We start from the raw sequence: 20,534 nt of genomic DNA on the forward strand, positions 1-20,534 counted from the left end.
TGGGGGACGTGCTGGACACGGATCGACCTCACTCGACGGGAACGCGGGACTTCGGGACTCACGTGGCACCAGGGGTGCGACGGGACGCGCCCCATCGTAGAACCGTTCGAACGCGGACCACGAGCGGCCCGGCGCCCGGAGGGATGCCACTGCCTCGATGACACCGCACGGTGGCCCCCGTCGCAAAGGGCCAATCGTCGCTCAGTGGCCCGGTCCTTCGGCCCGCGCGGCGAACTTGTCGAGGGACGCCGGGGGCTCGTCGTCCATCTCGAAGGCGAGCGGGAACGGCGCGTGCCCGGCCAGCCGGAACCAGCGGACCGTGCGGTGCCGGCGCACCGCGCGGGCGGCGCGCACCGCGTCGTTGTGGAAGCGCCGCGCCATCGGGACCCGGCGCACCGCCGCCACCAGCTCCTCGGCGGACGCCTCGCCGCCTGGCGCGTCGCGCACCGCCCTGACCTGGGCGGTCTCGGCGAAGACGGCGCGCAGCGCCTGGCTCAGCTCGCTCTCGGCGACCTCGCGGCGCTCGTCCCGCGCGAGGCGGGCGGCGTGCGCCGCCTGGTAGAGCACCATCGAGGCGGCCGGATCGAGCACCCCGGCGGTGGCCAGCTCCTGGGCGATGGAGGCGCGGCGCAGCAACTGGGCGTCCAGCGCGGCCCTGGCGGCGTCGATGCGGGCGTGCAGCCGGTCGAGCCGGCCCGCGGTCCAGCTCAGGTAGAGGGCGATGAGCACCGAGACGGCGGCGATCCAGATGACTGTGGTCACGCCCGGTCACCCTACCGGGCCACGCCCCGCGCCCCGGCCGCCGGCCGCGGCCGTCAGTCCCGGCTGAAGCCGAGGCGGCCGAGCAGCCCGGCCCGGTCGTCGGGCGCGACGGCCTCGGCGCCCGCGGTGACCGTCTCGTAGACGGCGAGGATGTCCGCGCCGACGGTGGACCAGTCGAACCTGCGCACGTGCTCGCTGCCGCGCTCGCGCAGCTCGGCCAGCCGGGCGGGGTCGCCCAGCAGCCGGACGGCGGCGGCGGCCAGGGCGTCGGCGTCCTCGTTGGGGAACAGCTCCCCGGCCGTTCCCCCGTCCAGCACCTGTGCGAACGCGTCCAGGTCGCTGGCGAGCACGGGCGCGCCCGCCGACATCGCCTCGACCAGGATGATGCCGAAGCTCTCGCCTCCGGTGTTGGGCGCCACGTACAGGTCGACGCTGCGCAGCAGCCTGGCCTTGTCCTCGTCGCTCACCATGCCGAGGAACTCGACCCGGTCGCGCATCTCGCGCGGCAGCGCGGCGACGGCCTCCTTCTCGTCGCCGCGCCCGGCGACCAGCAGCCGGGTGTCCGGGCGGGCGGCGAGGATGCGCGGCAGCGCCCGCATCAGCACCGGAAGTCCCTTGCGTGGCTCGTCGATCCGGCCGACGAAGCCGATCGTGCCGCCCTGCCACTCGGCCTTGGGCTCGGCGTCGGCGAAGACCCCGCCGTCCACGCCGTTGGGGATGACCACGGCGTCCCCGCCGAGGTGCTCGACCAGGGTGCGGCGGGCGTACTCGCTGACGGCGATGCGGGCGCTGATCTTCTCCAGCGCGGGCTGGAGGATCGGGTAGGCGGCGATCATCGCGCGGGAGCGGGGGTTGGAGGTGTGGAACGTGCCCACGATGGGCCCGCGCGCCGCCCAGCAGGTCAGCAGCGCCAGGGAGGGCGCGGCCGGTTCGTGGATGTGCAGCACCTGGAAGTCCCCGTCGTGCACCCAGCGCCGGACGCGGGCGGCGGACAGGAAGCCGAAGTTGAGGCGGGCGACCGACCCGTTGTACGGCACGGGCACGGCGCGGCCGGCGGAGACGACGTACGGCGGCAGCGGGGTGTCGTCGTCGGCGGGGGCCAGGACGGAGACGTCGTGGCCGCGCCGGATGAGGTGCTCGGCGAGGTCGCGGACGTGGAACTGCACCCCGCCGGGGACGTCCCACGAGTACGGGCAGACGATGCCGATGCGCATGAGGGCCTACTTCCCTTCCCGTGCTCCGGCGCGCGGCGCGGCGTCGGCGGTCCACAGCCGTTGCAGCATGTGCCAGTCCTGCGGGTGCTCGGCGATCTCGGCGGCGAACGTGTCGGCCAGGACCTGGGTCATGGCCGCCGTCCGCTCGGCCCGCGTGCCGCTCTCCGGCACCGGGACGGGCGGGTGGACGCGGCCCTTGAGGACCGGCGTGTCGTCGTACCACAGCGCGGCGGGCAGCAGCAGCGCGCCCGTCTGCTGGGCCAGCATGGCAGGTCCCGCCGGCATCCGCGCCGCCTCGCCGAAGAAGGAGACCTCCACGCCCGAGTCGGACAGGTCCCGGTCGGCGACCAGGGCCACCAGACCGCCGGCGCGCAGCCGCCGCGCGAGCTTGCCGAGCGAACCGCCGGTGTGCGGCAGCACCTCCATGCCGAGCCCTTCACGGTAGGCGACGAAGCGGTCGTAGAGGCTCTCGGGCCGCAGCCGCTCGGCGACGGTGACGAAGGGGGTGTCCAGCGCGGTGACGAGCCAGGCGCCCGCCAGGTCCCAGTTCCCCATGTGGGGCAGCGCGAGGACGACGCCCCGGCCGCGGGCCAGGCCGTCGGTGAGGTGGTGCATGCCCTCGCCCTCGAACGAGCCCCTGATCCGGTCCGTGCTCCACACGGGCAGCCGGAACGACTCCGTCCAGTACCGCAGGTAGCTGCGCATCCCCGCGCGGGACAGCTCGCGCAGCCGCTCCTCGTCCGCCCCGGGCACGACCCGGGCGAGGTTGGCCTCCAGCCGCCGTACGCCCGCGCCGCGCCGGCGCCAGGCGGCGTCGGCGGCGCGCCGGCCGAGGGCGAGCGCGGCCGGCTCGGGCAGGCGTTTGACGGCGCTCCAGCCCAGTCCGTACAGCCCGTCCGCGAGCCGTTCCCTCATGTCCGCTCCCCCACGTCCGGCCCTCACGAATGACCCCTCACGAATGGCCGCTGCCCTGCTGGCGCGGGGCCGCCGCCTCGGCCTCGGCGGACTCCCGGCGCACGGTGACGACCCGCTGGACGAGCGTGATGGCGCTGCCGACGGCGACCACCCACAGCGCGACGGGCAGCAGCACCCCGATGCGCGGCACGTCGAACGTCCGCTCCCAGCCCGCGAGTCCGGCGCAGACCAGGGTGATCACCAGCCGTTCGGCGCGTTCGACCAGGCCGTTGACGGCGACCGGCAGGCCGATGCTCTCGCCTCTGGCCTTGGTGTAGGACACGACCTGCCCGCTGGCGAGGCAGAACAGCGTCGCCGCGCAGAGCACGAGGTTGTCGCCGTCGCCCGCGTACCACAGGGCGATGGCGGAGAAGATCGCCGCGTCGGCGACCCGGTCGAGGGTCGAGTCGAGGAAGGCGCCCCACCGGCTGGTGCGGCCGAGCTGGCGGGCCATGTTGCCGTCGACCAGGTCCGAGAAGACGAAGAGGGTGATGACGACCGTGCCCCAGAAGAACTCTCCCCGGGGGTAGAAGGCCAGTGCTCCCGCCATCACTCCCACGGTGCCGATCAGCGTCACCGCGTCCGGGCTCACCCGCAGACGGATCAGCAGAGCGGCGAAGGGCGTGAGGACACGCGTGAAGAAAGCACGCGCGTACTTGTTGAGCATGTCCTGGTCCAAAAGGTCACAGTGGGGCCGCGTGGTCAGGCGGCCGCCGGAGGCCCCATCGTAGCCACGCGCGCGCGACCGTGACGCGGGGCCCGTTGCGAAGGGCGGCCCGCGTCCCGCGAGGAGGCGGTGGCGGCGGCCCGCGGCCGATAGGCTGGGCGCGGTCAGGTGTGCTGTGCCCGCCGGACGGGAACTGCCCTGACGGTGGCTGGTGTTCGAGGGGTTTCGAGGACTGGGGGTACCCGATGGCGGGCCTGGACGATCTGCGGAAATCGGCGGGGGTGGAGTTCGACTTCGCGCCGGGCGCCCAGGTCCCGCTCTCCGGCGCCGGGAGCGGGCGGACCGGTGTCAGCCATGCCCTCGCGTCGGTCGTCTACCGCGACGGCGCGCCCGAGGAGATCAAGGAGCCGAACGACGCGGCGGCGGTGAAGGAGGGCAAGTTCTCGCTGCTGGAGCCGAACCTGGGCGAGGCCGTCACCCGGGCCATCGAGAAGCGGATGCTCGCCGACGACCGCAAGCCGCTGATCCAGTCGTTCGGCGTCGAGCCGCAGGTGGTGGTGGAGCACGCGCTGGCGGCGAAGCGGATCCGCCGGCAGCGGGACCGCCGGCTGACGGTGATCATGGCCGTCTTCGGGCTGCTGTTCCTGCCCGGGGTGCTGATATGGCTCGGGCTGTTCCAGCTCCGCCGCACGCTGGCCGGGTCGCTGGCCCAGCGGGCGGGGGCGTTCGGGCAGGTGCTGCTGGCCGCCGTGTTCGGGCTGATCGTGCTCCTGGTGCTGGCGCTGCCGGTCTCCGGCGTGGTCCAGCTCTACGTGTGGGCGGTGCTGCCCGCGCCGATCATCGGGTGGTTCTGGGCCAAGCAGATCGCCGAGCGCACCGCCCGCAACCTGCGGGCGTTCTGGGCGGAGCTGGCGGGCGGCAGCGGCACGGGCGCCCGCATCCCGGAGGCCGTCCCGCAGAACCCGAACGACGCGGACGCCGAGCGGCTGCGGATCGGGCTGGCGAAGCTGTCGGCGGAGCAGAGCAGCAATCTCGTCTACTACGCCGGCCCCGCCGGGATACTGGGCATGGGCCAGCGCTGGGCGAGCTGGACGCTCGCCGAGGAGTTGCGGCCACGCGACCCGGGCCGGGACATCGACCCCTTCCGCAGTTGGGACGTGGCGCGCGCGATGGGCGACCAGCTCCGGCTGCTGGAGCGCGGCCCGCTGCACACCGGCGGGTTCACGACCCCGTCGATAACGCACTGGGTGGTGCGGCACGTCGGCGAGGGCGCCACGGAGGTGTCCCGCCCGGACGGGCCGACCGCCGACGGCTACAGCTTCAGCAACATCGAGGTCCAGCGGATCTGCAACGAGCAGCAGTACGACAGCGGCGACCGGCACTACCTGGGCGTGCAGTTCGTGCTGTGGGACGGCGAACTCGTCGTCACGATGATGATCACGGTGACGGTGCTGCACCGCACGCTCCGCATCGAGGTCACCGCGCACGCGCTGGGCCCGATCCACGGCTTCTTCCGCAAGAAGCCGAAGGACAACACGCGGACCGTGCGCAACCCGCTGCGGCCGTGGAAGAAGGAGGAGCAGACGCTGCCGCTGGTCGACGCCAAGGAAGTGGTGCGGCTGGCCGCCCGCGCCCCGCTGACGTGGTTCCCGGCCCAGTTGGACAAGCTGGGCGGCACCATCGCGCTGCCGGAGCCGTTCGGCCTGCGCCACACCTGGGCGACCCCCATGGGGGGCAACCGCTTCATGATGGACGACCTGCTGCGGACCCCGACCCCGGTGCTGCGGGTGGCGCACGCGGCGGCGCTGAAGGTGCTGAAGGACAACGGCGTGGACATCTCGTCGTTCGAGGCCCGCGCCGCGGCGCTCAGCGGCCTGGTGCAGGCGGCCGAGCCGAAGAAGGCCGACGAGTACAACCTGTAGGCCGCACCGGGCGGGCCGGCGCTCCGGCCCGCCCGGTCCTCAGTCCTCCGTGGTGGCCGCGGTCGTGGCGTCGGGCCAGGCGTCGGCGAGCATCCGCCGGGTGTCGGCCAGGAGTTGGGGCAGCACCCGGGTGTGGCCCACCACGGGCATGAAGTTGGAGTCGCCCCCCCAGCGGGGCACCACGTGCTGGTGCAGGTGGGGCGCGATGCCCGCGCCGGCCGCCGAGCCCTGGTTGACGCCGATGTTGAAGCCGTGCGCGCCGGAGGCCCGGCGGATCGCGGTCATGGCCTGCTTGGTCAGCTCGGCCAGTTCGGCGGTCTCCTGGGCGGTCAGGTCGGTGTAGTCCGCGACGTGCCGGTAGGGCACCACCAGCAGGTGACCGCTGTTGTACGGGTAGAGGTTCAGCACGGTGTAGACGGCCTCGCCCCTGACGATGATCAGGCCGTCCTCGTCGCTCTTGCCGGGGATCACGCAGAACGGGCAGCCGTCCTCGGCTCCGGGACCGGTCGGCTTGCCCTCCCCCTGGATGTAGGCCATCCGGTGGGGCGTCCACAGGCGCTGGAACGCGTCCGGCGTCCCCACTCCGATCTGCTGTTCCGGCTCACTGCTCATGTCGGCCAGCATATGGCGTCGCCCGCGCGGAGCGGGCCCCGGGGCGGACGCCCCGGGGCCCGTCGGCCGGTGGTCCGGGTCAGACCTGGACGCGGGCGCGGACGGCCTCGGCGATCTCGTCGAGTGCCTCGGCGCGCGGAATGCCGTTCTTCTGCGATCCGTCGCGGTAACGGAAGCTGACGGCGCCGTTGGCGACGTCCTCGTCGCCCGCGATGACCATGAACGGGATCTTCTGCTTCTGCGCGTTGCGGATCTTCTTCTGCATGCGGTCGGCGGAGGAGTCCACCTCCATGCGCAGGCCGCGATCCTTCGCCTCGGCGGCGAATTCCCGGAGGTAGGGCACGTGCCCGTCCCCGATGGGGATGCCGACCGCCTGCACCGGGGCGAGCCACGGCGGGAAGACGCCCGCGTAGTGCTCCAGCAGCACGGCGAAGAAGCGCTCGATGGAGCCGAACAGCGCGCGGTGGATCATCACCGGCTGCTGCCGGGTGCCGTCCGCCGCGGTGTACTCCAGGGCGAAGCGCTTGGGCTGCTGGAAGTCGACCTGGATCGTGGACATCTGCCAGGTCCGGCCGATGGCGTCCTTGGCCTGGACGGAGATCTTGGGGCCGTAGTACGCGGCGCCGCCCGGGTCCATGACCAGCTCAAGGCCCTGCTTGGCGGCTGCCCGGCGCAGTTCCTCGGTGGCCTCCTCCCACTCCTCCGGCTCACCGATGAACTTCGGCGAGTCGTCGCGGGTGGACAGCTCCAGGTAGAAGTCGCTGAGCCCGTAGTCGCGCAGCAGGTTGAGCACGAAGGTGAGCAGGCTGTCGAGCTCGCCCGGCATCTGCTCCTTCGTGCAGTAGATGTGGGAGTCGTCCTGGGTGAAGCCGCGGGCGCGGGTGAGCCCGTGGACGACGCCCGACTTCTCGTACCGGTACACCGTGCCGAACTCGAAAAGCCGCAGGGGCAATTCCCGGTAGGACCGCCCACGCGCCCGGAAAATCAGGTTGTGCATGGGGCAGTTCATCGCCTTGAGGTAATAGTCCTGCCCCTCGAATTCCATGGGCGGGAACATCGACTCGGCGTAGTTCGGCAGATGCCCGGAAACCTCGAAGAGCTTGCCCTTCGTGATGTGCGGGGTGTTGACGAATTCGTACCCGGATTCCTCGTGCCGGCAGCGCGAATAATCCTCCATGACCTTGCGGACGGTGCCGCCCTTGGGGTGGAAGACCGCGAGTCCGGAGCCCAGTTCCTCCGGGATGGAGAACAGGTCCAGCTCGGTCCCCAGCCGCCGGTGGTCGCGCTTCTCGGCCTCGGCCAGGAACTCCAGGTGGGCCTTCAACTGGTCCTTGGAGGGCCACGCGGTGCCGTAGATCCGCTGGAGCTGCGGGTTGCGCTCGCTGCCCCGCCAGTACGCGGCGGCGGAGCGCATCAGCTTGAACGCCGGGATCAGCCGGGTGCTGGGCAGGTGCGGCCCGCGGCACAGGTCCTTCCAGCACAGCTCGCCGGTCTTGGCGTCCACGTTGTCGTAGATGGTCAGCTCGCCGGCGCCGACTTCGGCGTCCGCGCCCTCGGCGGACTCGGCCGCGGCGCCCTTGAGGCCGATCAGCTCCAGCTTGTACGGCTCGGCGGCCAGCTCGGCGCGGGCCTCGTCGTCGGACACCACCCGGCGGGCGAAGCGCTGCCCCTGCTTCTGGATCTGCTGCATGCGCTTCTCGATGCGCCCCAGGTCGTCCGGGTGGAACGGCCGGTCGACGTCGAAGTCGTAGTAGAACCCGTCCTTGATGGGCGGCCCGATGCCGAGCTTCGCCTCGGGGAACAACTCCTGCACGGCCTGCGCCATGACGTGGGCGGTGGAGTGCCGCAGGATGTCCAGCCCGTCGGGCGAGGTGATGTCCACCGGCTCGACCTCGTCGCCGTCGGACGGCTCGTACGCCAGGTCCTTGAGCTGCCCGGCGACGCGCGCGGCGACGACGGAGCGCTCGCCCTCGAAGAGCGCGGCGGCCGTCGTGCCGGTGGCCACCACGCGTTCTTCCCGCCCGGAATCGCGATGGATGATCACACGGACGTCTGACACCGGTCTCTCCTGACTCATGTGTGGTGAACGCGGCCTGAGATGCCGTCGCGCTCCGCATCGTACCGACCGCGCGCCCGCGCGGACGAAGGCGGGCGAGGGGACGAGGGAGGAACGCGGAAGGCCGGTCCGCCGCTGTGGCGAACCGGCCTTCCCGGGGGTGGGCGATACTGGGATCGAACCAGTGACCTCTTCGGTGTGAACGAAGCGCTCTCCCGCTGAGCTAATCGCCCGGGGTCGTGCCCTGCGGCACGGGTAGAACCATACAGGCCAGGTCACCCGTCATCCAAATGAACTCCCAACCAGGCGCGGAGCCCTTGCCGTCCCGAACGCATCATCAGGGCGTGGTTGGCGGCGAACACCGGCCGCGCGGCCCACGACAGGGGCCGCAGCAGCGGCTTGCGCAGCGCGGTGTCCTGCTCGTAGCGCACCGAGGAGCCCCGCCCGCTGGGCGCGACGGTCCAGCGCACCCAGCCGTCGAGGTCGCCGGACAGGAGCACCTCGATCCGCCCGGTCGCCGCGTCGCGGAGCCCGGCGCGGACGCCGACGCGGAGCGAGAAGGGAAGAAAGGAACGGAAGCGGGCAAGCCCGGTGTCGTGGCCCGTGCGGACGACCTCCCGTATCTCGCGCCACCACCGCGGATAGTCCTCGGGCCGCTCCAGGACGGCATAGACGGCGCCAGGCGGGGCAGCTACCCACCAGTCGTCGTTGAATCGGTAACGGCTCCAGCGGCCGTCCGTCATACGTCGCCTCCACGCTTGGACATATCACTACTCCTCCATTCGAATGACATTAAAGGCCACAAATGGGGCAGAGGGGTTTACAACCGGCGGGTACGTGGCATCTGGAATTCGCCGACGTGCGAATCCCCGAGCGCACACTGAGCGAAAGGCCCTGGCGCTTATGAACACCACGGTCAGCTGCGAGCTGCACCTGCGCCTCGTCGTATCGAGCGAGTCCTCACTACCTGTACCCGCGGGGCTGCGGTATGACACGGCGGATCCTTACGCCGTACACGCCACATTTCACACCGGAGCCGAAGAAACCGTCGAATGGGTTTTCGCCCGCGACCTCCTCGCCGAAGGACTCCACCGCCCCACGGGCACCGGTGACGTCCGGGTCTGGCCCTCCCGAAGTCACGGGCAGGGAGTTGTCTGCATCGCCCTCAGCTCCCCCGAGGGGGAGGCCCTCCTGGAGGCCCCGGCGCGGGCCCTCGAATCCTTCCTGAAGCGGACCGACGCCGCCGTCCCACCCGGCACGGAACACCGGCACTTCGATCTCGATACGGAACTCTCGCACATTCTCGCCGAGAGTTAGAGACCCGCCGGTTCCTCACGCCGTCTGAACTCGGGGCGACGGCGCGGAACCGGCGTTGACCGCACCACGGCGCCGCCGAGGGGGCTTCCCCTCGGCGGCGCCGTGGTGTCCGGGCAGCCGCTAGAGTCTGGCCTCACCGTTCCCAGACCGGATGGGGAGCCCTCCGTGCTGATCAACCACGACACCCGGTGCGCCCTCGACCACACCGTCGACCTGCTGAACACCGTGGTCGGCTCCCGGGACACCCTCACCGACATGGCGGCCCTGCGGGCCTTCGTGACCCGGCACGCGGTGAGCGGTGTGCGGCTGGCGGAGCTCGCCGAATCCGATCTGCGGGCGGTGCGGAAGGTGCGCCGGCGGTTCGCCGAGATCTTCGCCGCCCCCTCCGACCGGGCGGCGGCCGAGCTGATCAACGCGCTGGTCGCCGCGGCCGGCACCACACCCCGCCTGACGGACCACGACGGCCACGACTGGCACGTGCACTACTTCGCCCCCGGCGCCTCGGTCGCCGAGCACCTGGCCGCCGACTGCGGGATGGCCCTGGGCTTCATCGTGGTGGCCGGCGAGCGGGAGCGGCTGCGCCGCTGCGAGGCACCCGGCTGCGGGCGCGCCTTCGTCGACCTCTCGCGGAACCGGTCGCGCCGCTACTGCTCCAGCCGCACCTGCGGCAACCGGCTGCATGTGGCGGCGTACCGGGCCAGGCGGCGGGACTCCGAGACGGTCCCGGCGAGCGGTCACAGGAGGAACTGATCGTGCGCTCCCGCGAGGAGCAGCAGGGTGCCGACGACGGTCAGGAAGAGCATCAGCGGCGGCTGGGACAGGGCGTACAGGCAGCCGCGCCCCTCCGCGGGCGGCGGCGGGGGGCGGTCGGCCGGCTCGGGGACCGGTTCCCGGGTGCTGGTGTGGGCCATGGCGTCATGATCATGACGCGATCGGACGCGGGTGCGCGCGCACCACGCCTGGCCCCGCCCCCGGTGACGTGCCCGAAGGTCAGATGCCGTGCTTCTTCAGGATCGCCTCGATGTCCGCGAAGTCGTCCGCCTCGCCGCCGCGCCGGGCGGCGCCGGGCAGGGACCTCGGCGCGTCCGGGGTGTCCCGCCCGGACCGGCCGCCGCCCGCGCCTCGGCGCTCGGCGAGCCGGCCGGCCAGGAACAGCAGCGCGGCGCAGCCCAGCACGCCGACCCCCGCCCAGGCCACCGGGTTGAAGGTCATGTTCAGCACGAAGCGCACCACGCCGGTCATCGCCAGGCCGACGGGCAGCAGCGCCACGGCCGCGACGCGCAGGGCCAGGGCGAACCGGCGGCGGCGCGCCACCATCAGCGCGGCGCCCAGGCCCGCGGCGGAGAGAAGAGTGCAGACAGCGCCGATCAGCATCTCCCCATCCTGCCGCGTCCGGGGTCGGGAGGCCATGGACGACGGCCCGGATCGGGGTTTTCTCCGGGTCGGTCCGGCCCCGGGGAGGATGGAAGACTGTGCGGCATGAACGACAAGACCGGTTCCCGCGCCGTACTGGACGTGTGGTGCGACCTTCAGTGCCCCGACTGTCACCGCGCGGAGGCCGATCTGCGCGCTCTGCGGGAGCGGTTCGGGCCGGCGCTGGAGATCAGGCGCCGGCACTTCCCGCTCAGCCGCCACCAGCACGCGCTGGCCGCCGCCCAGGCCGCCGAGGAGGCGTATCTCCAGGGCAGGGGCGAGGAGTTCTGGACCACGCTGCTGGCCCGTACCGCCGATCTGGAGGCGCGCGGCACCGAGGTGCTGCTGGAGGTCGCCAGGGAACTGGGCCTGGACGCCGACGAGGTGGACACCGCGCTGATCGACGGCCGGCACATGCTGATCGTGGACGCGGACCAGGCCGAGGGCGAGGCGCTCGGCGTCACCGGCACCCCGACGTATGTGATCGGCGGGACGCGGCTGGACGGCGGCAAGAGCCAGCACGGACTGCGGGAGCGCATCGGCGAGATCGCCGAGTCCCTGCTCGCTCAGCCCAGCGACTTGTAGAAGTGGATCTCGACGGGCTCGTACCCCAGTGACGCGTAGAGCCGCAGCGCCGGGGTGTTGCCCGCGAACACGTTGAGCCCGAGCAGCCGGGCTCCGGCGGCCCGGCAGATCCGTTCGGCCTCGCGCATCAGGGTGCGGCCGTGGCCGCGCCCCCGGTGTTCCGGCGCCACCTCGACTTCGTAGACGTAGGCGTCCTCGCCGTGCCGCAGCCGCCCGGTGTCCAGGGAGACCCACAGGGTCCCGGCGTCAGCGCCCTCGTGGGTCAGGACGCGCAGGACCGCGTCCTCGGTGGCCGGGCCGTCGGGGAGCAGCGTGGCGTAGGCCCGCTCGGCCCGGGCCTCGGCGGCGGCCGGGGCCCTGCCCCGGCCGGACCAGGAGCGGGCGGACGCGGCCCGCGCGGCGTCGCGCCAGGCGGGGAACTCGGCGGCCGTCATGTCGCGCAGGGCGCTGCCTGGCGGCGGCGCGGGCACGGGGTCGGTGAGGTGCTTGACCAGGTGGCGGTTCCGTTCCGTGTAACCGAGGGCGGTGGCGAGGGTCAGGGCGCCGTCCGCCGTCGCGGGCACCGACGCCTCGGCCTCATGGCAGCCCCAGGCGCGCAGCGCCTCCTCGGCGGCCAGCACGGCGACCGTGGCCCGGCCGCGCCGGCGGTCGGGCGCGGCCACCTCCAGGTGATCGACGCGGCCGGTGCCCCGCGTGGCGGAGAGCCGCAGGGAGCCGGCGTCGCGGCCGTTGACGCGGATGTCGAACGCCCGGGACCGGCCGCCGTCGGCGGTGCGTTCCTCGGGACCGGCGGGTCGCAGTGTCGTCGTCATCGCCGGATGTCTACCCCGTGCCCCGCCGCCGCGTCACCCGGTTTTGCCCGTCCGGCGCGCGGAGGTGGCGCGGTCAGGGGTCGATGTCGGCGGCGGAGCGCTCGCGGAAGATCCGGGCGGCCTTGACGGTGGCGGGTCCCGGGGCGCCGGGCAGCGTCCGGCCGTCGACGCGGCGCACGGCCTGCACGTCGCGGAGGCTGGAGGTGAGGAAGATCTCCTCGGCGCGTTCCAGGCAGTCCATGGGCAGGTCGGTCTCGGTGGCGCCGACCCATTCGAGGACCAGGGCGCGGGTGATGCCGGCCAGGCAGCCGGAGGTCAGGGGCGGGGTGTGCACCTCGCCGTCGAGGACGACGAAGACGTTGCTGCCCGTGCCCTCGCACAGGCGGCCGGCCGTGTTGGCGAAGAGGGCCTCGCTGGCGGCTGACTGGCGGGCGCGGGCGAGCGCGATGACGTTCTCCGCGTATGAGGTGGTCTTCAGGCCGGTGAGGGCGCCGCGCTCGTTGCGCGTCCAGGGGACCGTGACGACGGCGGTGCTCTCCGGGACGCGGGGCGCCGCCGCGTGCGCGACGAGCAGCGTCGGCGGGGCGTCGCCCCGGTCGGAGCCGAGCGGCGCGGGCCCGCCGGTGTAGGTCACGCGCAGCCTGCCGAACGGCAGCGGCGTGGCCGCGAGAACCGCCTCGCAGGCGTGCCGCCCCTCGTCACGGTCGGGCTCGGGCAGGCCGAGCCCGGCGGCGGAGGCGGCCAGCCGGTCCAGGTGCCGGCTGACGGCGAAGGCACGGCCGTTCTCCGTCCTGAGCGTCTCGAACACACCGTCCCCGACGGTGAGTCCGTGGTCGAAGACGGAGACCCGCGCGCTGTCGGCGTCGCGCAGCTCACCGTCCAGCCAGATCAGCGCCATGGTGGCTCCTTCCCCTCTCGCCCTCGCGGCCCCGAGGGCCTCCCGTAGACGCTACCCCGACCAGCCGCGAAGCCTTCAGCTCCGTCTCGGCCCACTCCCCCGCCGGGTCGGAGTCCCAGGTGATGCCCGCGCCGGTGCCGAACCGCAGGACCGGGGCCGCGCCCGCCGTGCGGTCGATCCAGAACGTGCGGATGCCGACGGCGAGTTCGCCCACGCCGCGATCGGCGTCCACCCAGCCGACGGCGCCGCAGTACGGGCCCCGGGGGACGGTCTCCAGCGCGTCGATGACGCGCAGGGCGCTGGACTTGGGAGCGCCGCTCACCGAGCCGGGCGGGAACGCGGCGGCCATCAGGGCGGGCCAGCCGGCGCCGGGCGCCAGCTCGCCGCGCACGGTGGACACGAGGTGGACCAGGCCCGGATAGCTCTCGACGACGCACAGTCCCGGCACCGTCACCGATCCGGGGACGCAGACCCGGCCGAGGTCGTTGCGGACCAGATCGACGATCATCACGTTCTCGGTGTAGTCCTTCGCCAGCAGGTCGGCGGCGCTGCGGCCGGTGCCCTTGATCGGGCCGGATTCCACGGTGCGGCCCCGGCGGCGCAGGAACAGCTCGGGGGACGCGGTGGCGATCGCCACGCCGTGCGCGGGCAGCCGGACGGTGCCCCCGTACGCCGCCGGGTGGGAACGGGCCAGCAGCGCGGTCAGGGCGTCGATGTCGGGGTGCGCGGTGGGCAGCGGCGCGGAGAGCACGCGGCAGAGGTTGATCTGGTAGACGTCGCCGGCCGCGATGTGCTCCCGCACGCGGCGCACGCCCGCCAGGTAGGCGGCCCGGTCCAGGGAGCTGGTCCAGGCGGCCGGGTCCGGGCCGTGCCAGCGCCCCCGCGCGGCGGCGGGCGGTGGTGGGGCGGGCCGGACGTCGGAGAACCGGGCACACACCAGCCGCCCCTCGAAGCCCGAGACCACCGCCCACCAGCCCGCGGAGTCCAGCGCCGCCGGATCGCTGGTGACGTCGGCGAGGCCGGTGGCGAGGAATCCGCCGAGCCGGGCGAGCGGAGCTGAGTCGTGCATGTGTGCGAGTCTAGGCGGCGCTCAGGCGATACGAAGTTTGAGCTGGCCCGCGAATCCGCTAAGGTTCATGACGTCGCCCGGGCGAGCAAGTGGCCTCGGGGACAACGGTTGCGGACGTAGCTCAGCTGGTAGAGCACCACCTTGCCAAGGTGGGGGTCGCGAGTTCGAATCTCGTCGTCCGCTCGAAGGGGGCCCCGCCCCCATCCGGTGGAGTGGCCGAGAGGCGAGGCAACGGCCTGCAAAGCCGTCTACACGGGTTCAAATCCCGTCTCCACCTCGGACGATTAGCTCAGCGGGAGAGCGCTTCCCTGACACGGAAGAGGTCACTGGTTCAATCCCAGTATCGTCCACTGGATCCGCGAGGATCCCTCGCGCGATTAGCTCAGCGGGAGAGCGCTTCCCTGACACGGAAGAGGTCACTGGTTCAATCCCAGTATCGCGCACCAGCAGATGGCGGAGGCCGGGAGAGCGACGCTCTCCCGGCCTCCGTCGTCGTCCCACGCGCGTGGCGTGGGCAGCGGTGGTGCCCGGGCAGCTCCCCAGCTACCCGGGCCCATAGCCGTCCGCCTCACCCCCGTCCCCACGGGGCTGTCAGCCGGTGTCCCCGACCCGGGCCGCTCTCCCGGGCCCGGGGCGCCGCTCAGCGCCCCAGCATGCCGGCCACGGACGACGCCTGTGTCATGACGGCGTCGACGCCGCCGATGACGATCGAGAGGGCGATGGCCAGCGGCAGCACCATCGCCGTCGCCACCAGCGGGTGGCGCTGGTCGGTCCTGGCGGTGCGCTGACGTACCGCGGTGCGTGCCATCTCTCCCCTCCCGACGTCGTGTTGGCAGCGGCGGGCGGGTGACCTCGGGGGACGAGTGCTGCGCCCGCCGCTTGAACTCCACAGTAGGTCCGCCTCCCCGCCCGTGGCGTCAGCCCGGCGTACCGGCCCGTGGCCTCCCCCAGGATGAGACGGCCCATGATCGACTACTCCCCAGGGTGGACGTCGCCGCCGGCGGGCCAGGGGTTTCCCCCAGGGAGGGGCGTAGGACCGAGGGCGCGTGTGCGCGCGGCATTTCGGTGCGCGGGCCGCGCAGTCCGTAAGCTGTGGCCATCACAAGCACCGGGCAGCGAGGTGGACATGGCGATGATGCGGCTCCGGCGCGAGGACCCGCGAGTCGTCGGCGCGTTCCGGCTCCACCGGCGGCTGGGCGCCGGCGGGATGGGGGTCGTGTATCTCGGCTCGGACCGGCGCGGCCAGCGGGTCGCGCTGAAGGTCATCCGGCCCGATCTGGCGGAGGACCAGGAGTTCCGTTCGCGGTTCGCCCGCGAGGTCTCCGCCGCGCGGCGGATCCGGGGCGGCTGCACGGCCCGGCTGGTCGCCGCCGACCTGGACGCCGCCCGGCCGTGGTTCGCCACCCAGTACGTGCCGGGGCCTTCGCTGCACGACAAGGTGATGGAGCAGGGCTCGCTGTCGGCCGCCGAGACGGCCGCGATCGGCGCGGCCCTGGCCGAGGGTCTGGTCGCGGTGCACGAGGCCGGGGTCGTGCACCGGGACCTGAAGCCGTCGAACATCCTGCTGTCGCCCAAGGGGCCCCGGATCATCGACTTCGGCATCGCCTGGGCGACCGGGGCCAGCACCCTGACGCACGTGGGCACCGCGGTGGGCTCCCCCGGCTTCCTGGCGCCCGAGCAGGTGCGCGGGCAGCCCGTCACCCCGGCGACGGACGTCTTCTCGCTGGGCGCGACGCTGGCCTACGCGGCGCTGGGCGATTCGCCGTTCGGGCAGGGCAGTTCCGAGGTGATGCTGTACCGCGTGGTGCACGAGGAGCCGCAACTGCGGGGCGTGCCCGCCGCGCTGGCGCCGCTGCTGCGCTCGTGCCTGGCCAAGTCGCCCGAGGAGCGGCCCAGTACGCTCCAGCTCTCGCTGCGGCTGAAGGAGATCGCGGGCCGGGAGGCGCGGGGCGTGGGCCAGCCGGCGCCGCGCCAGCGGCCGGCCCCCGAGCCGCGCGCTCCCGCGCCCCGGCGGCCGGAGGGCACCTCGTCAGGGACCGCCGCCCGCCGGCCGCGGGCGGGGCGCCCCGCGGGAGTGGACGGGCGGCTGCTGCGGCAGCGGCTCGTGGTGTTCGTCACGGTGACCTTGCTGGTGGCGCTGGGCATCGCCGCGGCGCAGGGGTGCCAGGGGCCGTTGTGACGGCTCCGGCGCGGCCCGTGCCGCGACGCCGGGCTCAGCCCTGGGCGACCGCGTAGAACGCGACGGCCGCGGCGGCGGCCACGTTGAGCGAGTCCACCCCGTGCGCCATCGGGATCCTGACCCGGGCGTCGGCGGCGGCGAGGGCGCGGGCGGTGAGGCCCTCGCCCTCGGTGCCCAGCATCAGGGCCGCCTTCCCGTTCCCCAGCTCCCGGACGGCCGTGCCGATGTCGGTGGCGGCGGGGTCGGGGGTGAGGGCGAGCAGCCGGAACCCGGCCTCCCTGACGTCCGCCAGGCCCCGGGGCCACGGTGTCAGGCGGGCGTAGGGCAGGGAGAAGACGGTGCCCATGGAGACCTTCACCGAGCGCCGGTAGAGCGGGTCCGCGCAGTCCGGGGAGAGCAGGACGGCGTCCAGTCCCAGGGCCGCGGCGCCCCGGAACACGGCGCCGAGGTTGGTGTGGTCGTTGACGGCCTCCAGGATCGCCAGCCGCCGGGCCGAGGCCAGCAGCCCGGCGGCCGGGGGCAGCGGCGTGCGGCACATGGCGGCGAGCGCTCCCCGGTGCACGTGGTAGCCGGTGACCTGCTCGGCGACCTCGGGGCTGACCACGTAGACCGGCGCGTCCGACGACTCCACGACGTCCGCCATGGCCTCGGCCCAGCGGGGCGTGAGGAGCATGGAGCGCATCGGGTAACCGGCGCGCAGGGCGCGGCGGATGACCTTCTCGCCCTCGGCGATGAACAGTCCCTCGGCCGGCTCCAGCCGGCGCCGCAGGGCGACGTCGGTGAGCGACGTGTAGTCGGCCAGCCGCGGGTCGCCGGGCTCGCTCACCGGCACCGGGCCGGGAACGGCGCCGGCGACCGCGCCGGGGTCCGGGTGGGGGCCGGTCACGCCACCGTCACCACGTCGCCGACCACGACGATGGCCGGCGGCCTGACGCCCTCCTCCGCGATGCGCCGGCCCACGGACTCCAGGGTGGCGTCCACGCGGCGCTGGGCGGCGGTGGTGCCCTCCTGGACGACGGCGACGGGTGTGCCGGCGGGGCGACCGTGCCGGATCAGGGTCTCGGCGATGGCGCCCATCCGTTCCACGGCCATCAGCAGCACCAGGGTGCCGCGCAGGGCGGCCAGCGCCTGCCAGTCCACGAGGGAGCGCGGGTCGTCCGGCGCGACGTGCCCGCTGACCACGGTGAACTCGTGGGCGACGCCCCGGTGGGTGACCGGGATGCCCGCGGCGGCCGGGACGGACACGGCGCTGGTGACGCCGGGGACCACGGTGACCGGGATACCGGCCTCGGCCAGCGCCTGGGCCTCCTCCTTGCCGCGGCCGAAGACGAACGGGTCGCCGCCCTTGAGCCGGACCACCGACTTGCCGGCCTTGGCGTGCTCGATGAGCGCGTTGTTGATGGCCTCCTGGGCCATGAAGCGGCCGTAGGGGATCTTGGCGGCGTCGATGACCTCGACGTGCGGGGGCAGTTCGTCCAGCAGGTCGCGGGGGCCGAGCCGGTCGGCGATCACCACGTCGGCCTCGGCGAGGAGCCGCCGGCCGCGCACGGTGATCAGGTCGGGGTCGCCGGGTCCGCCGCCCACCAGGGCGACGCCCGGGGTGCGGCGGCGGTGCCGGGGCGCGGTGAGGGGGCCGTCGCGCAGCCCCTCGACGACGGCGTCCCGGACGGCGGCGGAGCGGCGCGGGTCGCGGCCGGTGAGCACGGCCACGGTGACGCCCTCGCTGCGGCCGGTGGCCGGGGTCCAGGCGGTGGCGGCCTCGGCGTCGTCGCTGCGGACGCACCAGACGCGGCGCTCCTCGGCCTCGGCGGACGCGGCGGCGTTGACCCGTGGGTCGTCGGTGGCGACGAGCGCGTACCACGCGTCGGCTATGTCCCCGAGGCGGTAGCCCCGGGGCTCCCAGCGCAGCTCGCCGGTCTCGGCCATCGCCTCGACGGAGGGGGTGACCGAGGGGGCGATCAGCAGGACGTCGGCGCCCGCGGCGAGCAGCGCCGGAAGCCGCCGCTGGGCGACGGGGCCGCCGCCGATGACGACGACGCGGCGGCCGGTCAGACGCAGGCCGACAGGGTAGGCGGGTTGTTCATGCATCGGTGGTGCGGGCTCCTCGACGCTTCACTGACGGGCAGGGGGCCCCTCACCTTAATTCTTGTCCGTCACCCCGGCCGAGTCGAAGGTGGCGACCTCGCGCATCGCGCGGGCGGCGCTCTGCACGACGGGGAGCGCCAGCAGCGCTCCGGTGCCCTCGCCGAGCCGCAGGTCGAGGTCGACCAGCGGGCGCAGGCCGAGCGCGGTGAGGGCGGCCAGGTGGCCGGGCTCGGCGCTGCGGTGTCCGGCGATGCACACGGACACGGCCTCGGGGGCGATCGCGCGGGCCACCAGGGCGGCGGCGCCGGCGCTGACGCCGTCGAGGATCACCGGGACGCGGAGCGAGGCGCCGCCCAGGATCAGCCCGGTGAGGGCCGCGTGTTCCAGGCCGCCGACGGCGGCGAGGACGCCGATGGGGTCGCCGGGGTCCGGCTCGTGCCGCTGGAGGGCGCGGCGGACGACGTCGATCTTCCTGGTGTGCGTCTCGTCGTCGATGCCGGTGCCGCGCCCGGTGACGTCGGTGGGCTCGGCGTCGGCGAAGACGGAGATCAGCGCGGCGGCGACGGTGGTGTTGGCGATGCCCATCTCGCCGGTGAGGAGCGCCTTGTTGCCCGCGGCGACGAGGTCGCGGGCCGTCTCGATGCCCACTTCGACGGCGCGCATGGCGTCCTCGCGGCTCATCGCCGGTCCGTTGGTGAAGTCGTCGGTGCCGGGCCTGACCTTGCGGGGCAGCAGGCCGGGCGTGCCGGGCAGTTCGGCCTTGACGCCGACGTCGACGACGCAGACCTCGGCGCCGACCTGGGTGGCGAAGGCGTTGCAGACCGCTCCCCCGCCCAGGAAGTTGGCCACCATCTGGGCGGTGACCTCCTGGGGCCAGGGGGTCACGCCCTGGGCGTGGACGCCGTGGTCGCCGGCGAAGATGGCGACGGCGGCGGGCTCGGGAACGGGCGGCGGGCACATCCGTGACAGGCCGCAGAGCTGCGCGGAGATGACCTCCAGGGCGCCGAGGGCGCCCGCGGGCTTGGTCATCCGCTTCTGCCGCTCCCACGCCTCGCCGAGGGCGGCGGCGTCCAGCGGGCGGATCTCGGCGAGGGTCTCGCTGAGCAGGTCGTGCGGTCCGGCGCCGGGCAGGGCGCGGCGGCCGTACGTCTCCTCGTGCACCACCCAGGAGAGCGGGCGGCGCCGGGACCAGCCGTGGCGGGCGAGTTCGGGCTCGCCGGGGAACTCGTCCACGTAGCCGACGCACAGGTACGCGACGACTTCCAGGTGGTCGGGGAGGTGGAGGGCGCCGGCCAGTTCGCGTTCGTCGAAGAAGCTGACCCAGCCGACGCCCAGGCCCTCGGCGCGGGCGGCGAGCCAGAGGTTCTCGACCGCGAGGGCCGAGGAGTAGGGCGCCATCTGCGGCTGGGTGTGGCGGCCCAGGGTGTGCCGGCCGCCGCGCGTCGGGTCGGCGGTGACCACGATGTTGACCGGGGTCTCCAGGATGGCCTCGACCTTCAGCTCCTTGAACTGCTTGGCGCGGGCCTTGGGCAGGGACTTGGCGTACGCGTCGCGCTGCCGGGCGGCCAGCTCGTGGACCATGCCGCGGGTCTCGGCGGAGCGGATCAGGACGAAGTCCCAGGGCTGGGAGAGGCCGACGCTGGGCGCGGTGTGCGCCGCCTCCAGGACGCGGAGCAGCACGTCGTGCGGGATCGGGTCGGGGCGGAAGCCGTTGCGGATGTCGCGGCGTTCGCGCATCAGGCGGTGCACGGTCTCGCGTTCGGCATCCGGGTAGCCGGGGGCCGGGGGGCCGGGGGGCGGGGCGCGGTGCCCCCGTCGCCCCAGGCACCGCTCACTCCGGGCATCAGCAGGTCCTCTTCCTCGCTCTCCCCGGCCTCTTCGGCGTGACCGGGGAAGGGGTAGGCCGCGGCAACCGGTACGTCCACCGGCTCCGGCCGGGGGCCCTCCGGGTTCTGGCCGGTGTCCGTCACGCGTCCACCTCGCCCATCG

Annotated in this window: 20 protein-coding genes, 5 tRNA genes and 1 pseudogene; 9 read left to right on the forward strand and 17 right to left on the reverse strand. The window is 73.7% G+C overall.

From position 1 onward, the window contains the following. Positions 1–201 precede the first annotated feature (201 nt). Genes BN2279_RS10645 through pgsA form a run of 4 tightly spaced genes read right to left on the reverse strand, consistent with a single transcriptional unit; the run spans position 202 to position 3,597 of the window. The gene (locus tag BN2279_RS10645; RefSeq protein WP_059008456.1) at positions 202–762 is read right to left on the reverse strand and encodes a LemA family protein; all 561 of its coding nucleotides are present in this window, start codon (positions 760–762) and stop codon (positions 202–204) included. Positions 763–815: 53 nt separating this feature from the next. Beyond that, complete coding sequence (locus tag BN2279_RS10650) at positions 816–1,976, reverse strand: glycosyltransferase family 4 protein (protein ID WP_059008457.1); 1,161 nt, start codon at positions 1,974–1,976, stop codon at positions 816–818. A gap of 6 nt (positions 1,977–1,982) precedes the next feature. Next, positions 1,983–2,891 carry a phosphatidylinositol mannoside acyltransferase gene (locus BN2279_RS10655; protein ID WP_059008458.1) on the reverse strand — a complete coding sequence of 303 codons (909 nt, stop codon included), beginning with the start codon at positions 2,889–2,891 and terminating at the stop codon, positions 1,983–1,985. Between the two features lie 37 nt (positions 2,892–2,928). Then, positions 2,929–3,597, reverse strand: coding sequence for a phosphatidylinositol phosphate synthase (gene pgsA / locus BN2279_RS10660; protein WP_059008459.1), 669 nt, complete (start codon positions 3,595–3,597; stop codon positions 2,929–2,931). Positions 3,598–3,842: 245 nt separating this feature from the next. On the opposite strand from pgsA, the gene BN2279_RS10665 reads away from it, so the two are divergent. Beyond that, positions 3,843–5,519 carry a hypothetical protein gene (locus BN2279_RS10665; RefSeq protein WP_059008460.1) on the forward strand — a complete coding sequence of 559 codons (1,677 nt, stop codon included), beginning with the start codon at positions 3,843–3,845 and terminating at the stop codon, positions 5,517–5,519. 39 nt (positions 5,520–5,558) lie between these two features. On the opposite strand, the gene BN2279_RS10670 is transcribed toward BN2279_RS10665, so the two are convergent. From BN2279_RS10670 to BN2279_RS10685, 4 genes are all read right to left on the reverse strand, one after another. Beyond that, positions 5,559–6,143 carry an HIT family protein gene (locus BN2279_RS10670; RefSeq protein ID WP_059008461.1) on the reverse strand — a complete coding sequence of 195 codons (585 nt, stop codon included), beginning with the start codon at positions 6,141–6,143 and terminating at the stop codon, positions 5,559–5,561. 67 nt (positions 6,144–6,210) lie between these two features. Next, positions 6,211–8,190, reverse strand: a complete 1,980-nt coding sequence (gene thrS, locus BN2279_RS10675; RefSeq protein ID WP_059008462.1) for a threonine--tRNA ligase — start codon at positions 8,188–8,190, stop codon at positions 6,211–6,213. A gap of 158 nt (positions 8,191–8,348) precedes the next feature. Next, a tRNA-Val gene (locus BN2279_RS10680) sits at positions 8,349–8,420 on the reverse strand. Between the two features lie 42 nt (positions 8,421–8,462). Next, on the reverse strand, positions 8,463–8,930 hold the full coding sequence (locus tag BN2279_RS10685; protein WP_059008463.1) for an SRPBCC family protein: 468 nt from the start codon (positions 8,928–8,930) through the stop codon (positions 8,463–8,465). Positions 8,931–9,090: 160 nt separating this feature from the next. On the opposite strand from BN2279_RS10685, the gene BN2279_RS10690 reads away from it, so the two are divergent. Both BN2279_RS10690 and BN2279_RS10695 read left to right on the forward strand, forming a co-directional pair. Then, entirely contained in the window at positions 9,091–9,504 is a 414-nt protein-coding gene (locus tag BN2279_RS10690; protein ID WP_003959770.1) for an SsgA family sporulation/cell division regulator, read from the forward strand. Between the two features lie 165 nt (positions 9,505–9,669). Continuing rightward, positions 9,670–10,254 (forward strand): CGNR zinc finger domain-containing protein, encoded by a 585-nt coding sequence (locus tag BN2279_RS10695; RefSeq protein ID WP_059008464.1) that lies wholly within the window; start codon positions 9,670–9,672, stop codon positions 10,252–10,254. Here BN2279_RS10695 and BN2279_RS29875 read toward each other — a convergent pair. Next, complete coding sequence (locus BN2279_RS29875) at positions 10,239–10,415, reverse strand: hypothetical protein (RefSeq protein ID WP_199827704.1); 177 nt, start codon at positions 10,413–10,415, stop codon at positions 10,239–10,241. The genes BN2279_RS10695 and BN2279_RS29875 overlap by 16 nt on opposite strands. Positions 10,416–10,494: 79 nt before the next feature. Continuing rightward, entirely contained in the window at positions 10,495–10,878 is a 384-nt protein-coding gene (locus BN2279_RS10700) for a hypothetical protein (protein ID WP_059008465.1), read from the reverse strand. A gap of 105 nt (positions 10,879–10,983) precedes the next feature. Here BN2279_RS10700 and BN2279_RS10705 point away from each other — a divergent pair, with 105 nt between their 5' ends. Further along, a complete protein-coding gene (locus BN2279_RS10705; protein WP_059008466.1) occupies positions 10,984–11,502 on the forward strand; it encodes a DsbA family protein in 519 nt (172 codons plus the stop codon). Here BN2279_RS10705 and BN2279_RS10710 read toward each other — a convergent pair. The 3 genes from BN2279_RS10710 to BN2279_RS10720 all read right to left on the reverse strand — a co-directional run bounded on the left by BN2279_RS10710 (position 11,484) and on the right by BN2279_RS10720 (position 14,281). Then, positions 11,484–12,314, reverse strand: coding sequence for a GNAT family N-acetyltransferase (locus BN2279_RS10710; protein ID WP_059008467.1), 831 nt, complete (start codon positions 12,312–12,314; stop codon positions 11,484–11,486). The two genes, BN2279_RS10705 and BN2279_RS10710, sit on opposite strands and share 19 nt — an antisense overlap. A 73-nt stretch (positions 12,315–12,387) precedes the next feature. Further along, positions 12,388–13,212, reverse strand: a complete 825-nt coding sequence (locus BN2279_RS10715) for an aminotransferase class IV (protein ID WP_059008468.1) — start codon at positions 13,210–13,212, stop codon at positions 12,388–12,390. After that, the gene (locus BN2279_RS10720; RefSeq protein ID WP_059008469.1) at positions 13,187–14,281 is read right to left on the reverse strand and encodes a chorismate-binding protein; all 1,095 of its coding nucleotides are present in this window, start codon (positions 14,279–14,281) and stop codon (positions 13,187–13,189) included. Before BN2279_RS10720 ends, BN2279_RS10715 begins: the two co-directional genes overlap by 26 nt. 110 nt (positions 14,282–14,391) lie before the next feature. Between BN2279_RS10720 and BN2279_RS10725 the strand changes: the two genes are divergently transcribed. The 4 genes from BN2279_RS10725 (at position 14,392) to BN2279_RS10740 (ending at position 14,727) form a co-directional block, all read left to right on the forward strand. Beyond that, positions 14,392–14,464: transfer RNA gene (locus BN2279_RS10725), tRNA-Gly, on the forward strand. A 23-nt stretch (positions 14,465–14,487) separates the two neighbouring features. Further along, positions 14,488–14,558 (forward strand) — tRNA-Cys (locus BN2279_RS10730). A gap of 1 nt (position 14,559) precedes the next feature. Further along, positions 14,560–14,631 (forward strand) — tRNA-Val (locus tag BN2279_RS10735). Positions 14,632–14,652: 21 nt separating this feature from the next. Next, positions 14,653–14,727, forward strand: a tRNA-Val gene (locus BN2279_RS10740). A 194-nt stretch (positions 14,728–14,921) separates the two neighbouring features. On the opposite strand, the gene BN2279_RS29880 is transcribed toward BN2279_RS10740, so the two are convergent. After that, a complete protein-coding gene (locus BN2279_RS29880) occupies positions 14,922–15,089 on the reverse strand; it encodes a hypothetical protein (RefSeq protein ID WP_199827705.1) in 168 nt (55 codons plus the stop codon). 318 nt (positions 15,090–15,407) lie between these two features. Here BN2279_RS29880 and BN2279_RS10745 point away from each other — a divergent pair, with 318 nt between their 5' ends. After that, a complete protein-coding gene (locus tag BN2279_RS10745; protein WP_104530998.1) occupies positions 15,408–16,460 on the forward strand; it encodes a serine/threonine-protein kinase in 1,053 nt (350 codons plus the stop codon). A 34-nt stretch (positions 16,461–16,494) separates the two neighbouring features. Here the strand turns inward: BN2279_RS10745 and BN2279_RS10750 are convergent, their stop codons facing one another. From BN2279_RS10750 to cobT, 3 genes and pseudogenes are all read right to left on the reverse strand, one after another. After that, a complete protein-coding gene (locus BN2279_RS10750) occupies positions 16,495–17,292 on the reverse strand; it encodes a TrmH family RNA methyltransferase (protein WP_104531006.1) in 798 nt (265 codons plus the stop codon). 50 nt (positions 17,293–17,342) lie between these two features. Then, complete coding sequence (cobA, locus tag BN2279_RS10755; RefSeq protein WP_059008472.1) at positions 17,343–18,548, reverse strand: uroporphyrinogen-III C-methyltransferase; 1,206 nt, start codon at positions 18,546–18,548, stop codon at positions 17,343–17,345. Positions 18,549–18,599: 51 nt separating this feature from the next. After that, positions 18,600–20,515, reverse strand: a pseudogene (gene cobT, locus BN2279_RS10760) (nicotinate-nucleotide--dimethylbenzimidazole phosphoribosyltransferase). Positions 20,516–20,534: the final 19 nt, after the last annotated feature.

The sequence above is a fragment of the Streptomyces specialis genome, assembly GCF_001493375.1.
GTDB lineage: Bacteria > Actinomycetota > Actinomycetes > Streptomycetales > Streptomycetaceae > Streptomyces > Streptomyces specialis.

Bases quoted from the DNA above. Each gene is read 5' to 3' on its own strand.
- BN2279_RS10650 (WP_059008457.1), bottom strand. From the start codon at position 1,976: ATGCGCATCGGCATCGTCTGCCCGTACTCGTGGGACGTCCCCGGCGGG.
- BN2279_RS10655 (WP_059008458.1), bottom strand. From the start codon at position 2,891: ATGAGGGAACGGCTCGCGGACGGGCTGTACGGACTGGGCTGGAGCGCC.
- pgsA (WP_059008459.1), bottom strand. From the start codon at position 3,597: ATGCTCAACAAGTACGCGCGTGCTTTCTTCACGCGTGTCCTCACGCCC.
- BN2279_RS10665 (WP_059008460.1), top strand. From the start codon at position 3,843: ATGGCGGGCCTGGACGATCTGCGGAAATCGGCGGGGGTGGAGTTCGAC.
- BN2279_RS10670 (WP_059008461.1), bottom strand. From the start codon at position 6,143: ATGCTGGCCGACATGAGCAGTGAGCCGGAACAGCAGATCGGAGTGGGG.
- BN2279_RS10685 (WP_059008463.1), bottom strand. From the start codon at position 8,930: ATGACGGACGGCCGCTGGAGCCGTTACCGATTCAACGACGACTGGTGG.
- BN2279_RS10690 (WP_003959770.1), top strand. From the start codon at position 9,091: ATGAACACCACGGTCAGCTGCGAGCTGCACCTGCGCCTCGTCGTATCG.
- BN2279_RS29875 (WP_199827704.1), bottom strand. From the start codon at position 10,415: ATGGCCCACACCAGCACCCGGGAACCGGTCCCCGAGCCGGCCGACCGC.
- BN2279_RS10700 (WP_059008465.1), bottom strand. From the start codon at position 10,878: ATGCTGATCGGCGCTGTCTGCACTCTTCTCTCCGCCGCGGGCCTGGGC.
- BN2279_RS10705 (WP_059008466.1), top strand. From the start codon at position 10,984: ATGAACGACAAGACCGGTTCCCGCGCCGTACTGGACGTGTGGTGCGAC.
- BN2279_RS10710 (WP_059008467.1), bottom strand. From the start codon at position 12,314: ATGACGACGACACTGCGACCCGCCGGTCCCGAGGAACGCACCGCCGAC.
- BN2279_RS10715 (WP_059008468.1), bottom strand. From the start codon at position 13,212: ATGGCGCTGATCTGGCTGGACGGTGAGCTGCGCGACGCCGACAGCGCG.
- BN2279_RS10720 (WP_059008469.1), bottom strand. From the start codon at position 14,281: ATGCACGACTCAGCTCCGCTCGCCCGGCTCGGCGGATTCCTCGCCACC.
- BN2279_RS29880 (WP_199827705.1), bottom strand. From the start codon at position 15,089: ATGGCACGCACCGCGGTACGTCAGCGCACCGCCAGGACCGACCAGCGC.
- BN2279_RS10745 (WP_104530998.1), top strand. From the start codon at position 15,408: ATGGCGATGATGCGGCTCCGGCGCGAGGACCCGCGAGTCGTCGGCGCG.
- cobA (WP_059008472.1), bottom strand. From the start codon at position 18,548: ATGCATGAACAACCCGCCTACCCTGTCGGCCTGCGTCTGACCGGCCGC.